This is a genomic window from Sphingomonas adhaesiva (genome assembly GCF_002374855.1).
GTDB classification, from domain to species: domain Bacteria; phylum Pseudomonadota; class Alphaproteobacteria; order Sphingomonadales; family Sphingomonadaceae; genus Sphingomonas; species Sphingomonas adhaesiva.
In genome coordinates this window covers 223,385-238,810 of sequence record NZ_NWVC01000003.1, presented here as the reverse complement: position 1 = coordinate 238,810, position 15,426 = coordinate 223,385, and the positions used below count along the sequence as shown (strand labels likewise).

Annotated in this window: 12 protein-coding genes, 1 riboswitch and 1 other annotated feature; of the genes, 10 read left to right on the top strand and 2 right to left on the bottom strand. The window is 70.0% G+C overall.

Annotated elements, in window-relative coordinates; translation table 11 throughout:
• Nucleotides 1-3: 3 nt before the first annotated feature.
• Both COA07_RS08565 and COA07_RS08560 read right to left on the bottom strand, forming a co-directional pair.
• Nucleotides 4-1,425 carry an MFS transporter gene (locus COA07_RS08565; protein ID WP_066710391.1) on the bottom strand — a complete coding sequence of 474 codons (1,422 nt, stop codon included), beginning with the start codon at nucleotides 1,423-1,425 and terminating at the stop codon, nucleotides 4-6.
• Nucleotides 1,426-1,436: 11 nt separating this feature from the next.
• On the bottom strand, nucleotides 1,437-3,881 hold the full coding sequence (locus COA07_RS08560; protein ID WP_066710389.1) for a TonB-dependent receptor: 2,445 nt from the start codon (nucleotides 3,879-3,881) through the stop codon (nucleotides 1,437-1,439).
• Nucleotides 3,882-4,240: 359 nt separating this feature from the next.
• Here COA07_RS08560 and COA07_RS08555 point away from each other — a divergent pair, with 359 nt between their 5' ends.
• From COA07_RS08555 to COA07_RS08510, 10 genes are all read left to right on the top strand, one after another.
• Nucleotides 4,241-5,407, top strand: coding sequence for a hypothetical protein (locus tag COA07_RS08555; protein WP_141396497.1), 1,167 nt, complete (start codon nucleotides 4,241-4,243; stop codon nucleotides 5,405-5,407).
• A 10-nt stretch (nucleotides 5,408-5,417) separates the two neighbouring features.
• Nucleotides 5,418-6,056: a hypothetical protein gene (locus COA07_RS08550; RefSeq protein ID WP_141396496.1), complete on the top strand. Its 639-nt coding sequence runs from the start codon at nucleotides 5,418-5,420 to the stop codon at nucleotides 6,054-6,056.
• Nucleotides 6,057-6,142: 86 nt separating this feature from the next.
• Nucleotides 6,143-6,198, top strand: a sequence feature (sul1 is cis-regulatory element that is thought to sense ions involved in sulfur or methionine metabolism; They are found in Alphaproteobacteria).
• 67 nt (nucleotides 6,199-6,265) lie between these two features.
• A complete protein-coding gene (locus COA07_RS08545) occupies nucleotides 6,266-7,759 on the top strand; it encodes a SulP family inorganic anion transporter (protein ID WP_066709861.1) in 1,494 nt (497 codons plus the stop codon).
• Nucleotides 7,760-7,818: 59 nt separating this feature from the next.
• Nucleotides 7,819-7,895: riboswitch (Fluoride riboswitch) on the top strand.
• A 23-nt stretch (nucleotides 7,896-7,918) separates the two neighbouring features.
• Nucleotides 7,919-9,277, top strand: coding sequence for a voltage-gated chloride channel family protein (locus COA07_RS08540; protein WP_066709859.1), 1,359 nt, complete (start codon nucleotides 7,919-7,921; stop codon nucleotides 9,275-9,277).
• Between the two features lie 295 nt (nucleotides 9,278-9,572).
• Nucleotides 9,573-12,386: a monovalent cation/H+ antiporter subunit A gene (locus COA07_RS08535; protein WP_066709856.1), complete on the top strand. Its 2,814-nt coding sequence runs from the start codon at nucleotides 9,573-9,575 to the stop codon at nucleotides 12,384-12,386.
• Nucleotides 12,383-12,739, top strand: coding sequence for a Na+/H+ antiporter subunit C (locus tag COA07_RS08530; RefSeq protein WP_066709854.1), 357 nt, complete (start codon nucleotides 12,383-12,385; stop codon nucleotides 12,737-12,739). The genes COA07_RS08535 and COA07_RS08530 overlap by 4 nt, the downstream gene beginning before the upstream one ends.
• Entirely contained in the window at nucleotides 12,736-14,259 is a 1,524-nt protein-coding gene (locus tag COA07_RS08525) for a monovalent cation/H+ antiporter subunit D (RefSeq protein WP_066709851.1), read from the top strand. Before COA07_RS08530 ends, COA07_RS08525 begins: the two co-directional genes overlap by 4 nt.
• Nucleotides 14,256-14,744 (top strand): Na+/H+ antiporter subunit E, encoded by a 489-nt coding sequence (locus COA07_RS08520; RefSeq protein WP_066709848.1) that lies wholly within the window; start codon nucleotides 14,256-14,258, stop codon nucleotides 14,742-14,744. The genes COA07_RS08525 and COA07_RS08520 overlap by 4 nt, the downstream gene beginning before the upstream one ends.
• Nucleotides 14,741-15,010, top strand: a complete 270-nt coding sequence (locus COA07_RS08515; RefSeq protein ID WP_066709846.1) for a K+/H+ antiporter subunit F — start codon at nucleotides 14,741-14,743, stop codon at nucleotides 15,008-15,010. The genes COA07_RS08520 and COA07_RS08515 overlap by 4 nt, the downstream gene beginning before the upstream one ends.
• Nucleotides 15,007-15,420 carry a Na+/H+ antiporter subunit G gene (locus COA07_RS08510; RefSeq protein ID WP_066709844.1) on the top strand — a complete coding sequence of 138 codons (414 nt, stop codon included), beginning with the start codon at nucleotides 15,007-15,009 and terminating at the stop codon, nucleotides 15,418-15,420. Before COA07_RS08515 ends, COA07_RS08510 begins: the two co-directional genes overlap by 4 nt.
• Nucleotides 15,421-15,426: the final 6 nt, after the last annotated feature.

The window sequence follows — 15,426 nt, the reverse complement described above, 5'->3', positions numbered from 1 at the left end:
GGGTCAGGCAGGGAAAGCCCCGGGCCGGGGTGTGCCGCGCGCCTCCAGCGCGGCGCGGATCGCGGCATGGCGGGTCTGGTCGATCGGAAAGCGCCAGATCAGCGAGGCCGAGATGATGTGCGCGACGGCGGGGCCGAGCGCGAAGACGTATTTGAGCGCCTCCAGCGCGGCGGGCGCGCTGGCCCCGCGCGGCTGGAACCCCAGCCACGCCAGGACCGGCAGCGCGATGCCGATCCCCAGCGCGGGGCCGCTCTTGCTCGCCAGGCTGAACACGGAAAAGAACAGGCCGGTCCGGTTGTGCCCGGTGCGCAGTTCGTGCGCATCGGCGACGTCGGCCACCATCGCGCGCAGCATCAGGTTGCCCGACCCTTGCGTCAGCCCCTGCGCCACCGCCAGCGCGATCAGCAGCCACAGCATGTCGGGAAAGACCGCCAGCAGCGCGACGTTGATCGCGGCCTGCGCCAGCTCGCCGGCGATCGCGGTCTCGCGCTTGCCCAGCCGCCGACCGATCGCCAGCCAGATCGGCCCGGCGGCGACACCGAACACGAATTGCAGCAGGTACAGCCCGCTCGCCCATTGCGGCAGCCCCATGTAGCTGACGCAGAAGAACGCGATCAGCCCGGCACGGATCGACTGGCCTGCCGTCACCGCCACGTCCGACGCCAGCACGCGAAGCAGCAGCCGGTCGCGGAAGATCAGCGTCGCCGCGCGCCATGCGCCGGTACGCTGCGCCGGCCGCGCCGGGGCCGCCGGTTCGCCAATCACGCCCAGGCTCAGCAGCAGCGCGGGCGGCAGCGTCAACAGGATGAACACGCCCGCCGCGTGCAGCTTCAGCACGCCGTCGGCGGGGCGCCATTGGTCGATCAGCGTCGGCAGGATCAGGACCAGCAACAGCCCCAGCGCCCGCATCGTCTGCTGATAGGTCACGATCCGCGTGCGTTCGTGATAGTGCGCCGACAATTCCCCCGCCCAGGCGGAAAAGGGAATCTCGATCATCGTCCAGCCGGCGTAGAAGACGAACAGTGCGTCCGCCAGATACGCCGTCGGGATGTGCGCGGGCGGGAAGAACAGCAACGCCGCACCGATCCCGAACAGCGCGCCGCCCGCCGCGATCCACGGCCGGCGCCGTCCGAAGCGCGTGCGGGTGCGGTCCGACAGCATCCCGACGATCGGGTCGGCCGCCACGTCCCAGAACCGGCCCAGGAAGAAGATGAACCCGATCGTCGCCAGCGACAGGCCGAAATGGCTGGCATAAACCTGCGGCACGAACAGCGTCAGCGGCAGCCCCGCGCCGGACAGCGGAATGGCAAGCGACCCGAAGCCGAGCAATCGCGCGCCCGCGATTCCCGCCGGCTCGTCGCCGCCACGCGAACGGGTGCGGCGCGGCGCCGCGCGGGGTGCGTCGTGCAGGGGAATGCTCGCCATCGCGGCCTCCGTCAGAACCGGGCCTTCAGCGTCGCGCCATAGGTGCGCGGATCGCCCAGGATCGCGCTGACCAGCCCGTAGTTGAGCACGTTCAGCGTCTGGAAATAGTCCTTGTCGAACAGGTTGCGCGCCCAGACCGACAGGTCGTAGCGCCCGTCGCGGCCCAGCCGCACGCCCGCACGCGCGTTGACGATGCCGTATCCGGGGACCAGCCCGTAGCGGCTGTTGCTGGCGACGGTGTAATAGGACGACCGGTACGACCAGTCGGCGTGCACATAACCCTCCGCCGCGTCGCCCGCGAACCGCTGCGTCACGTCGCCGCCGACCGATGCCGACCAGCGCGGCACGCCCGCCAGCGGCTGCCCGGCGAAGTCGCGCGCCGGGGTGCCGCCGGGACTGGTGGCGGTCGGGTTCAGCGCCTCGACCGGGGTCGGCCCGTTGGGATACTCGCGATAGGTGGCGTCGGTATGCGCGACCGACGCGGTCAGGTTCAGCCAGTCGGTCGCGCGCACCGCCAGATCGGCTTCGAACCCGCGCGACCGCACCGCCGGGATGTTCGCGATATAATTGACGTAATTGTTGGTGCCGACCAGCTGCTGGACGATCGTCGTCTGATAGTCGCGCACGTTGGTCTGGTACGCGGCCAGGCTCAGCGTCACGCGCCGGTCGAACAGCTGCGATTTCAGCCCGATCTCGTAATTGTCGACCGTTTCGGGGCGGACGACCGGATCGACGCCGCCGGGGATGTTGGTCAGGTTCAGCCCCGGCGATTTCGCGCCGCGCGAATAGGTGGCGTACAGCAGCGCATCGGCCGACGGTTTCCACCCCAGAGTCACCAGCCCCGACAGGCTGTCATCCTTCGTATCGACCGCGAAGGCCTGGATCGGCGCCAGCGCAGCGCGGATCGCGTTCACCCGCGCGATCTGCGCCTGGGTCAGCCCGGTGGTCGGCTGGGCGAACACGCGCTTGCTGGCATAGCTGCCCCATTTGTCCTCATGCGTGTAGCGCAGCCCGCCGGTCAGGCTCAGCGCCGGGGTCAGGTGCCAGGTCGCCTGCCCGAACACCGCCGCGCTTTTCGTATGCGGATCGGAAAAGCCCGCGGTCAGCAGCCCGCTGGCGGCGATCGTCGCGACATTGCGGTCGTCGGCGGGAAACAGCGCCGCGGGCGCGTCGGCGCCATATTCGCTGGTGCTGTACCCGCGCACCACCTGGCGGAAGTAATAGACGCCCAGCTGCCAGTCGACCGTATGCGTGCCGGTGGAGGCGAGCCGCAGTTCCTGGCTGAACTGGCGCTGGAAATTGAGGATATGATTCTGCAGGTTGATCGACAGCGCGGTCAGATCGCTGTCGTTGCGCGGAAACCAGTTCCACTGCCGCACCGCGGTGACCGACGTGATCGCCGCGCCGCCCAGATCGTAGTCGACCTGCCCCGACACGCCCCAGGTGTCCATGTTCGCCTGGAACGGCGAATTGGCGTCGGTGCGCCGTGCGAACGGGTCGATCGGCAGCGGCGTGTACCCCGCAAAGCGCCCGACCCGCTGGGTGAACGTATTCGCGATCGCGGTGCCGTTGTCGTAACGGGCGAAGGTCGCCACCGGCAGGTTGATGCAGCACGACTGGTCCTGCTGTCCCCAGTCGCCGATCACGCGGATCGTCAGCCCGGTCGCCGGGGTCAGCAGCAGCTGCCCGCGCACGGTGACGTTCTCGTAATCATGGACCCGCGCGCGTGTCGTGGTGTCGTACAGGAAGCCGTCGCGGCTGGTGTAGGCGGCGCTGAGCCGGAACGCGGCCAGCCCGTCGATCAACGGCCCGGTCAGCGATCCGCGCACCTGCCGGTAATCGTAATTGCCGGCATCCGCCTGCGCATCGCCGTGCCAGTCGAACTGCGGCAGCCGGCTGGAGATGTTGATCGCGCCCGCGGTGGTGTTCTTGCCGAACAGCGTCCCCTGCGGCCCGCGCAGCACCTCCACCCGGTCCAGGTCGACCAGGTCGAACTGGCTCTGCCCGACGCGCCCGTAATAGACGTTGTCGATATAGACGCCGACGCCGTTCTCCAGCCCGTCGTTGGTCAGCGCGACGTTCGATCCCAGCCCGCGGATGTTGATGTTGGTGTTGCGCGGGTTGAAGCTGAACACCTGCAGCGACGGCACCAGTTGCTGCACCTGGTCCAGGCGATAGTCGCCGCGGATGCCCAACTGCGCGTTGCTGACGACGCTCAGCGACACCGGCACGTCCTGCGCGCGCTCCTCGCGGCGGCGCGCGGTGACGATCACGTCCGCGCCGCCGTCCTCCACCGTCGCGGCGCCGGTGTCGGCCGGCACGCCCGCCGGGACGACGTCGTTGCTGGCGAGCAGCACCTGCGCCGCGGCGGCGTCGGCGATGATCGCGCCCGCCGAGGTGGCGGCGAGCAGCAGGCAGCGGACAAGCGTGGTCCGCGCCGGAAATCCCCTTGTCATGGATCGGCTTTCTTCTGTTCTGTCGGATCGTCGCCGGGCGCGTGCCGTCCCCCGCCGGCGCATGGGCACCGGCGTCGTTGGGCGGGCGGGTCGGCTGGAGGATCGGGCGCGGACGCCCTAGCGTCGCGGCGGCGGGTCGTGGAAACGGATCGGGTTCATGCCTGCCCCCTCACGATGGATCGGCGATGAACAAAACCTACCTTTCCGATGGGCTTTGTGGAGATAGCAAATTTTGCCGCGGCGCAAGGCCGTCTATGGCGCGGTCAGCCGACCAGCCCCAGCGCGATCGGGCTGGCGCCCGCCCCGCGGAGCGGCCATGCGGCGGACCACGGCGTAGCAACGGACGGGCGGGGACGGGGATGAGGGCGTGGCGGACTGCGGGGCTGGCGATCCTCCCGATCGCGCTGGTCGGGGCACCAGCGACCGCCCGGACCGCCGCCGCCCCTCCCACAGGTGTCGCCGACGCGGCACTGGCGGGTCATTACTATTTGTCGGGGGTGATGGAGACCGGCTCCGAACTGCTGCTGAGGCGCGACGGGCGGTTCGAATGGTACGTCAGCTACGGCGCGGTCGATCAATCCGCCACCGGCCGCTGGTCACGTGACGGGGCGACGGTGACGCTCACCGCCGATGCCCCGTCGCCCGACGCGCCGCCGATCCGCGCCGATCGCGTCCTGCCCTGGGATGCACAGGCCGAGCGGCGGCTGCGCGACGCCGAATGGTCGCGCGAGGCGGATGCTGTCGCGCAGCGGTGCCCGTGGAACGACGACGTGGCCGCCACCGCCGCGCCGCTGTCCGCCGAGGCGCCCCCGCGCCCCGCCGCCGCCGCCGCCAAGGCCGCCGAAGCGCGCCGCACCGCCGAACGCGCACGCGACGATGCCACCCGTGCGATGGCCGCCGCGCTCGCACCCGGCGCCCCCGCCGACGCGCGCGCCGCCGCCGATGCCGCGATGGCGGCATGGCACGGCGCACGTGACGACATGGAACGCGCGCACGTCGACGCCGGCCTGCCCGCGCCCGCGATCGGATCGCCCGTCGCGCCCACCGCCTGCGCCCAGCCGCCCCGCCCCGATACGGGTGCGTTGCCCTCCACGCAGTGGCGTCGCGGCATCGCGGCACTGGTCGGCGATCCGGCGCGCGACCTGCGGCTGTCGGGCGTCGACGTCACCTTCGTCTACGGCGACGGCCATCGCGAGACCGCGATGACCGATCGCGGCGGCTGGGCCTTCGTCCCGCGGCGCGCGGGGGTCGGCGGTGGAGCGGCTGATCGTCGCGGTGCCGGTGCAGGGTCTGGCCCCCGTCACGTTGCCGGTCGCTCCGCTGGCGGAGGGGGTGCAGACGCTGATTGTCGATACGCGGCAACTGGTCGCCCCGCCGTTCCGGACGATGCGCCTGACGGTGGACCGCGATGCGCTGATCCCCGCCACGATGCCGCGCGGCCGCTACATCCGGCACTGATCCACGGAACGTTGCGCGCGCGTTCCGTCTATGCGAACGCGCCGCCGACCGCTGATCTCACTACCTGAAGGAACGACGATGCGACGGATGCTGGCCCTGCTGCCCCTGCTGTTCGCCGCCACGCCGTCATGGGCCGGCGAGGATGCCGATATCGACCCGGCGACCGTCGACGTCGTCGATGCCATCAACTGCCGCGTCGCGGCGCCGACCTATAACGGCTTCGCGATGGCGATCGGGTCGGACGGTCTGGCCGAACGTCGCGGCTGGCGGAAGGTCGCGGGAAAGAACCCGTTCCTGACCGAATACGAACTGCCCCGCCCGGTGACGGTCGCCGGCAACTGGTCGACGCGCCGGGTGGCGTTCAGCGCCTCCGGGGTGGTCGCGATCCTCGACCTCGCCGATCCGAAGCAGGTCGCCGCCGGCGAAGGCATCGCCAACGAACTGAACACCGATGCCGCGATCGACGCGCTCGTCGCCGCCGCGGAGGAAGCGCGCCCCGGCTCCGGCGACAAGGTCCGCGCCGACATCCCCTTCCGCAAGTTCATGGGACAGCGCGTGCTGGTCGACGCGACCGAGCCGGCGACCGAAAAGGACGGCTTCGGCACCCACACGGTCATCGCGCGCTCGATCTCGAACGCCACCAGCCATCCGGGCAAGACGCTGTACGGCTGCTCCTATCGCATCGAACTGCTCGGCCGCGACGGCAAGCCGCTGTAACAAGCCGCTGTAACGGGGCGCGCGGCGGCGATGCCGCGCGACGTTCTTGCGTTCGATGCCGTTCGGCCGTTAAAGGGCGGCAACCGCAAGGACCCGGTGCAAACCCGGGTGGCTATCCCGGCCGCCGATCCGCCGGGGAAACTCCACATGCCCTCATAACGATCGAGCCTGCTTCAGGCGTCGGCATGTGCTGTGTCCACGACAGGCCAATGACCCCTATCCCATCCCGTTTTCGAACCGAATGGTTCACCGGCGCGGGCGATGCACGGCGCGATATCCTCGCCGGCATCGTCGTCTCGCTGGCGCTCATCCCGGAAGCCATCGGCTTTTCGATCATCTCCGGCGTCGATCCGCGCGTCGGATTGTATGCGTCGGTCGCCATCGCGATCGTGATCGCGATCCTCGGCGGGCGTCCCGCCATGATCTCCGCCGCGACGGCTGCGGTGGCGGTGGTGGTGACGCCGCTCGTGCGGGAACATGGCGTCGAATATCTCTTCGCCGCGACGATCCTGATGGGCGTGATCCAGATCGCCGCCGGATTCCTGCGGCTCGACCTGCTGATGCAGTTCGTCTCGCGCTCGGTCATCACCGGCTTCGTCAACGCGCTGGCGATCCTGATCTTCATGGCGCAGCTTCCGCAGCTGACCGGCGTGACGTGGCACAGCTATGCGATGGTCGCGGCCGGGCTTGCGATCATCTACCTGCTGCCGCGGGTCACCAGGGCGGTACCGTCGCCGCTGGTCGCGATCGTCGTCCTTGCGGCGGTCAGCATCGCGCTGGGCCTGCCGGTCCGCACGGTCGGCGACATGGGCCGGCTGCCGGAGGGATTGCCAAGCCTGTCGCTGCCGAACGTGCCGCTGACGCTGGAGACGTTCCGGATCATCTTGCCGTATTCGCTGACGATGGCGGCGGTCGGGCTGCTGGAATCGCTGCTCACCGCCCAGATCGTCGATGACATGACCGATACCGACAGCGACAAGCGGCGCGAATGTGCCGGCCAGGGCGGCGCGAACATTGCCGCCGCGCTGGTCGGCGGCATGGGGGGCTGCGCGATGATCGGGCAATCGGTCATCAACGTCACCTCGGGCGGTCGCAGCCGGCTTTCCACCTTCGTCGCCGGCGCGTTCCTGATGTTCCTGCTGTCGGTACTCGGACCGGTCGTCGGCCGCATCCCGATGCCCGCACTGGTCGCCGTCATGGTGATGGTGTCGATCGGCACGTTCAGCTGGAACTCGATCCCCAACCTGCGCCGCCATCCGCCCACCTCGTCGGTGGTGATGCTGGTCACGGTCGCGGTCGTCGTCGCCACCCATGATCTGGCACGCGGCGTGCTCGCCGGCGTGCTGCTGTCCGGCATCTTCTTCACCGGCAAGGTGCGGCGCCTGTTCGCGGTCGAACGCGACGCGGCGACGCACGGGGCGCCGGTGACCTACCGGGTGAGCGGCGAGATCTTCTTCGCCTCGGTGGACCGCTTCACCCGCGCCTTCGCACCCGAAGGCGGACGGCCCGTCACCATCGACGTGTCGGCGGCCCGTTTCTGGGATATCTCCGGCGTCGGCGCGCTCGACAAGGTGGTGGCCCGGCTGCGCCGCGACGGGTCGGATGTGGACGTGATCGGCTACGACACGGCGAGTGCCGATCTGGTCGATCGCTTCGCACGGCACGACAAGACCGGGTTCGAGCTGGGCGCCGTTCCCCATTGAGCGCGCCCTGCTGCGCGACCACACGGCCGGTTGACCGACCGGGCGCCGGACAGCATATAAGCGCCCACGGCGATGGATTTCCGCCGGGCCATCCGGCCGAACCGCCCTCGCAAGGGCCGATGATTCCTACCAGGCGCCGCAAGGCAGCAAGGAGGAATCATGCGCGCGACGTTTCGCCATCTCCATGACCGGTTCGACGCGGCCATGTTCGCCCGCGATCGGCACGGCCACGTCATGTCGGTGCTGCGCTGGGGGCTGATCCTCATCCCGATGGCTGCCGCCGTGGGGACGCTGTGCGCGGCGTTCCTGTGGAGCCTCGATGCGGTGACGCGGCTTCGCTTCGCCTGCCCCTGGCTTGTCTACCTGCTGCCGGTGGGCGGGTTCGTCGTCGGGCTGCTCTACCATCTGACCGGACGATCGGTGGAAGGCGGCAACAACCTGATCGTCGAACAGATCCACGAACCGGGGGGCGGCGTGCCGCTGCGCATGGCACCGCTCATCTTCTTCGGCACGGTGGTGACGCATCTGTTCGGCGGATCGGCCGGACGCGAAGGCACCGCCGTCCAGTTGGGCGGCAGCCTTGCCAGCGGCTTCGGACGCGCGCTCGGGCTGGAGGCGGAGGCGACGCGCATCCTGCTGATGACCGGCATCGCCGCAGGGTTCGGGGCGGTGTTCGGCACGCCGATCGCGGGCGCGGTCTTCGCGCTGGAGGTACTGGCGATCGGCCGGGTGGAATATCGCGCCCTGATGCCGTGCCTGGCCGCTGCGCTGGTGGGCGACTGGACCTGTCTGGCGTGGGGCATCCACCACGCCGTCTATCGGGTCGATGCGCTGGTGCCGGTCGATGCGCTGCTCGTCGCCAAGGCGGGCATCGCCGGCATCGCCTTCGGGCTGGTCGGGCTGGCCTTTGCGGAGGCCCATCATGCGCTGGGCGGATGGCTGAAGCGCGCGGTGCCTTATGGTCCGCTGCGCCCCGTCATCGGCGGGCTGGCCGTGATCGCGCTGGCCTGGCTGCTGGGCACGCGCGACTATCTGGGCCTGGGAACGCTGGCGGCGACGCCGGGCGGCCTGACCATCGCCAGCTTCTTCGGCCCCGCCACGCATCCGTGGAGCTGGGCGCTGAAGCTGCTGTTCACCGTCGTCACCCTCAGCGCCGGGTTCAAGGGCGGCGAGGTGACGCCGCTGTTCTTCATCGGCGCCGCCCTCGGCAACGCGCTCGCGCCCGTATTCGGGGTGCCGACGGGGGTGTTCGCCGCGGTCGGCTTCGTCGCGCTGTTCGCGGGCGCAGCCAACACGCCGCTTGCCTGCACCTTCATGGGGATCGAGCTGTTCGGCGCGACCTATGCGGTGCCGATCGCGGTCGCGTGCGTCGTCGCCTACCTCTGCTCCGGCCACAACGGCATCTATCTGTCGCAGCGCGTCGCCGTGCCCAAGGTGCCGGCCGCCGATCTCCCGCCCGGCGCCACCCTGCGCGATGCCCGCACCCGCCGCACCGACCGCCGGAGAGCGCGCGGCTGATGCCCGGTCCGGCGAAGGCCACCCGCATCGCACACAGGGACGAACCCGGGTTGTGAACGTCGAACGCATCGTGCACTACGCCATGGCGGGTGTTCGCGAGGAAGTCGCGCGGGCAGGTTCTCACGTTGGTCGGGCCGCCAACGGCGAATTGCCATGCCTGGAGCGACCACTTGCTCGATCGGATTATCATCATCCCCCAAGCACCGGCGCCATGCCCCCGGACTGACGGGATCGCCCCGCGGGGGGCCAGCCGCGCGGACCGCGCGGCAACGGCATTCCAGCCGGGCGCGCGGTGATGATACTGCTGTTTCTTCTGCTGGCCCCGTTCGTCGCGGTCGTCGCGCTGATGGCGACCCGCGATGCGTCGCGCCGCCTCCATGTGACGATCGCCGCGGCGGCCAGCGCGGGCGGGCTGGCGGCATTGCTGTCGCAGGCGGGCGCCGCGCTGTCGGGGCGTATGCCGATGGTGACGATCGCATGGCTGCCGACGCTTGGCCTCGACCTCGCGCTATGGCTCGATCCGCTGGCCCTGCTGTTCGCCGGGCTGATCCTCGGCATCGGTCTGCTCGTCGTCGTCTATGCGCACGGCTATCTGAAACCGGGCGAGCCGACCGCGCGCTTCCTGTCGTTCCTGATGTTGTTCCAGGGGGCGATGGTGGGCATCGCGCTGTCGCGCAACGTGCTGCTGATGCTGGTGTTCTGGGAAATGACCAGCCTCGCCTCGTTCCTGCTGATCGGCTTCTGGCGCGACAAGGCGGAGGCGCGACAGGGCGCGCGCATGGCGCTGACCGTCACGGGCGGCGGCGGACTTGCGCTGATCGCGGGGATGGTCCTGCTGGGGAAGGCGGCGGGCAGCTACGATCTGGCGACGATCCTGACCCGCGCCGACGCGGTGCAGGCCTCGCCGCTATACCCCGCGATCCTGATCCTGGTCCTCGCGGGCGCCTTCACCAAGTCGGCGCAATTCCCGTTCCATTTCTGGTTGCCGCACGCGATGGCCGCGCCGACGCCGGTCAGCGCCTATCTCCATTCCGCGACGATGGTGAAGGCGGGCGTGTTCCTGCTCGCGCGGCTGTGGCCGGTGCTGGCGGGCACCGAATGGTGGTTCGGCATCGTGACCGTCGCCGGGCTGGCGACCATGCTGTTCGGTGCCGGCGTCGCGCTGTTCCGCCACGATCTGAAGGCGATCCTGGCCTATTCGACGATCAGCCAGCTGGGGCTGATGGTGATGCTGCTCGGCTTCGGCACAGGGGCTGCGGTAAGCGCGGCGGTGTTCCACATCGTGAATCACGCCGCGTTCAAGGCGGCGTTGTTCATGCACGCCGGGATCGTCGACCATGAAACCGGCACGCGCGATCTCCGCCGCCTGGGCGGGCTGGCCGCGATCATGCCGCTGACCGCGACGCTGGGCGTGCTGGCCGCCGCCGCAATGGCGGGGTTGCCGCCGCTCGGCGGGTTCATTTCCAAGGAGATGATGCTGGAGGAAAGCGCGCATACGCTGCTCGCCGGACAGGCGCTGCTCGTACCCATGCTCGCCACGCTCGCCGCCTTGCTGTCGGCGGCCTATTCGCTGCGCTACGCCGTCGCCCTCCACTTCGGCGAACGCCGGACCGGGGACGTCGCGGCCCCGCACGATCCCGGTGTGCTGCTGCTTGCCCCCCCTGCGATGCTCGCCATGCTGGCGCTGGGACTGGGGCTGCTGCCCATGACGCTGGCGGGGCCGCTGGTCGCCGCTGCCAGCGCGGCGGTGACCGGCGGGGCGGCGCCCGACCTGCACCTCGCGCTGTGGCATGGCATCAATCCGGCGCTGTTGATGAGCGCGGGCGCCGTCGCGGCGGCGGTCCTGCTGCTCGCCTGCTACCGCCCGGTCGCGGCGCTCGCGGCGCGCGTGCCCGCGCCCGATGCCAAGCGCCTGTTCGATGCCGCGATCGCGCGCCTCGTCGCCACGCTCCGCCGGCTGTCGGGCGCGCTGCACGTCGCATCGCTGCAACGCTATCTCGCGGTGCTGTTCGCGGTGGCGCTGACGCTGGGGATCGAGGCGGCCGTTCGGCACGGCATCGCTGCCGGCGATCGTCCGACGACATCGGCATCGCCCGTCGCGATCGTCGCGTGGTTCGCGCTGGTCGCCGCGACCGTCGCCGTCGTCGCCGCCGATCGGCGGCGCTATCTGGCGCTGATCTTCATCAGCGTGATCGGCCTCGTCATGGCGCTGGCCTTCATCCACCTGTCGGCACCCGATCTGGCGCTGACCCAGATCGCGGTCGAGGTCGTCACGATCCTGCTGATGCTGCTGGCGCTGCACCTGCTGCCGGGGCGCCCGCCGCGCCTGTCGGCGCCACCCCGGCGGCTGCACGATGGTGCGATTGCGGCGGCGGGCGGCCTTGGCGTCGGATGGCTGGCATGGGCGATGATGACCCGGCCGGAGCGTCCCGGCATCTCCCGCTTCCACTGGGACAACAGTTATTCGGGCGGCGGCGGCACCAATGTCGTCAACGTGACGCTGGTCGATTTCCGCGCGTTCGACACGTTGGGCGAGATCATCGTGCTCGGCATCGCCGGGCTGGCCATCTACGCGCTGCTCGAACCCGCCGCGCGGGGGGTGGCGGGTCGGCGGCTGCGCGAATGGCGGTCGAACGACCGGCATTCGCCCGAACGCCATCCGATGATGTTCGTGATGGCGACACGGCTGCTGCTGCCATTGGCGCTGCTGGTCGGCAGCTATGTCTTCCTGCGTGGCCACAACCAGCCGGGCGGCGGGTTCATCGCCGCGCTGATCTTCTCGATCGCGATCCTGCTGCAATATCTGGCGTCCGGCTTCGACTGGACCGACCAGCGGCGCAAGTTCGGCGAACATGCGCTGATCGGCGCGGGCGTGCTGATCGCGGCGGCCACCGGCCTCGGCTCGCTGGTCTTCGGCGCGCCGTTCCTGTCGAGCAGCTTCGGCTATTTCCACCTGCCGCTGATCGGCGAGTTCGAATTGGCCACCGCGATGCTGTTCGACCTTGGCGTTGCCTGCGTCGTGATGGGGGCGGTGCTGATGGCGCTGGCGCAGCTGGCGCAGATCGCCCAGCGCGCCGCCAAGGCCGAAGCCGCGGAGGAGCCGTCGTGAGCCTGGAGTTCCTGGTCGCCTCCGCGATCGCGGTGCTGGTCGCGGGCGGCATCTACCTGGCCCTGCGCGGGCGGACCTTCCAGGTCGTGCTGGGGCTGACCCTGCTGTCCTATGCGGTCAACCTGTTCCTGTTCGCGATCGGGCGGCTGATCGTGGACCGGCCGCCGCTCTATGCGAAGGGCGTCGTTACCCATGCCGATCCGCTGCCCCAGGCACTGGTGCTGACCGCGATCGTCATCACCTTCGGCATGACGGCGCTGACCGTCATCCTGTCGCTGCGCAGCTTCCTCGAAAGCGGGTCGGACCAGGTCGACGGCGACGCCGAACCGGTGGTTCGGGAGGATGCGGCATGACCCTCGTCGATCACCTGCCGGTCGCGCCGATCGTCCTGCCCGCCGTCATGGCGCCGGTGACGATGCTGGTGATGCGCCGGCGCCGGATCGTCAGCGTGGCGCTGTCGTTCGGCGGCGGCGTGGCGATGCTCGTCGCCGCGCTCGCGCTCTTCGCCATGGTGCAGGACGATGCCATCCGCTGCTATGCGCTGGGCGCCTGGGCCGCGCCATTCGGGATCGTGCTGGTGGTCGACCGCCTCGCCGCGGCGATGCTGGTGCTGGCGGCGGTGCTGGCGCTCGTCGTGCTGGGCCACGCGGTCGCCACCGGCGCGGATCGCAAGGGCTGGCATTTCCACCCGATGTTCCATTTCCAGCTGCTGGGGCTGAACGGCGCGTTCCTGACCGGCGACCTGTTCAACCTGTTCGTCTTCTTCGAAGTGCTGCTGATCGCGTCCTACGGCCTGATGCTGCACGGCCAGGGGGCGCTGCGGCTGAAGGCCGGCGTCGCCTATGTCGTGGTCAACATCGTCGGATCGGCGCTGTTCCTGATCGCGATGGGCCTGTTCTACGGGCTGACCGCGACGCTCAACATGGCGGACCTGGCGGTGCGCGTCGCGGCACTGGGGCCGGCGGATCAGGGGCTGTTGCGCGTCGCCGGGCTGCTGCTGGTGACGGTGTTCGCGCTGAAGGCGGCGGTGGTGCCGATCCACCTGTGGATGCCGCGCACCTATGCCGCGACGATGCCGGTCGTCGCCGCGCTGTTCGCGATCATGACCAAGGTCGGCGTCTATGCGATGATCCGCACCGTCCCGCTGATCCTTGGCGCCCGGGCGGGCGCGGCGGCGTGGGTGCCCGCCCCCTATCTGCTGCCCGCCGCGATCGCCGGGGCGGTGCTGGGCTTCGTCGGCGTGCTGGTGGCGCGCGGGATGCGCGAACAGGCCGCCTTTGCGGTGCTGGCGTCGACCGGCACCCTGCTGATGGCGGTGGCCACGTGGCGCGAGGCGACGCTGGCCGCCGCGCTCTACTATCTGGTACAGGCGACGCTGGCCGGTGCGGCGCTGTTCCTCGTCGCCGACGCGACAATGCGCCGCCGGGGGCAATATGCCGATGCGATCGTGCCCAGCCCGCGCTTCGCCGGACAGGATGCGACAGGGCTGCTCTACCTGATCGCCGCCGTCGCCGCGGTCGGCCTGCCACCGCTGGCAGGGTTCGTCGGCAAGCTCCTGATCCTCGATGCCAGCTACGACGCGCCGGGCTGGCCCGCGATCTGGGCGACGATCCTGGCATCGACGCTGATCGGCGTGGTCGGCTTTTCGCGCAGCGGGTCGACGCTGTTCTGGAAGGCGGCACCGCCCGGCACCGATCCCGTCGCCGCACCCGCGCGGTCGCGCGCCGATCTGGCCGCCCCGCTCGCCCTGCTGGCGTTGCTGGCGCTGCTGACCGTCGCGGGCGGGTGGGTCACGGTTCAGGCACGGGCCGCCGCGCGGCAGGTGATGGCCCCCGACCGTTACGTCGCCGCCGTCCTGGGGCATGGGCGATGAACCGCCTGCTGCCGCATCCGGCGCTGTCGGCGATGCTGCTGATCGTGTGGCTGCTGATGGCCAACAGCATCACCGTCGGCGGGATCGTGCTGGGCGGCGTGTTCGCGCTCGTGCTGCCGAAATTCACCCAGCCGTTCTGGCCGGACCGACCCCGCATGCGGTTCGGGCGTGCCTTCCTCGGCTATCTGGGGATCGTGCTGCTCGACATCATCGTCGCCAATTTCCAGGTCGCGTGGCTGATCCTGTTCCGCCGCAACGGGGATCTGCGCGCGCGCTGGCTGGTCGTGCCGATCGACCTGACCACGCCGGAGGCGATCACGATGCTGGCCGGCACGATCAGCCTGACGCCCGGCACGGTATCGTCCGATGTGTCGGCCGATGGCCGCTATCTGCTGGTCCACGCGCTCGACGTCGACGATGCGGAGGCGGAGATCGCGCGGATCAAGACGCGCTACGAAACACGGTTGCAACGGGTGTTCGCATGATCGGCATCGCACTTCACATCGCGGCCGGCTGCATCGCGCTCGCGCTGCTGCTGAACGGATGGCGGCTGTGGCGCGGCCCGGCGCTGGGCGACCGGATCGTCGCGCTCGACACGATGGTCATCAACGCCATCGCGCTAATCGTGCTGATCGGCATGATCGGCGGCAACGATACCTATTTCGAGGCGGCGCTGCTGCTGGCGATGGTCGGGTTCGTCAGCACCATCGCCTATTGCAAGTTCATCCTGCGCGGGGACATCGTGGAATGAGCGTCATCGCGGACGTCGTCATCGCCGCCCTGCTCCTGCTGGGCGCCGGCTTCGCCTTGATCGGCAGCTGGGGGCTGGTCCGCCTGCCCTCGACGATGGAGCGGCTGCACGGCCCGACGAAGGCGACGACCCTGGGCCTCGGCGCGCTGCTGCTGGCTTCGGTCGCCTATTTCCAGACGCGGCTCGGCATCTGGACCGCGCACGAACTGCTGATCTCGCTGTTCCTGTTCATCACCGCGCCGATTTCCGCCAACATGATCGCCAAGGTGCATCTGCACCGCGTCCGCATCGGCGCGATCAGCGAACCGGACAGCATCGCCGGTCCGCCGCCGCGTCCGGATGGCGAGGGCGACTGGGCGACGTTCGAGGCGCCGCGGCGCGACAATCCCGCCTCGACCGCCAACAGCTGATCCGCG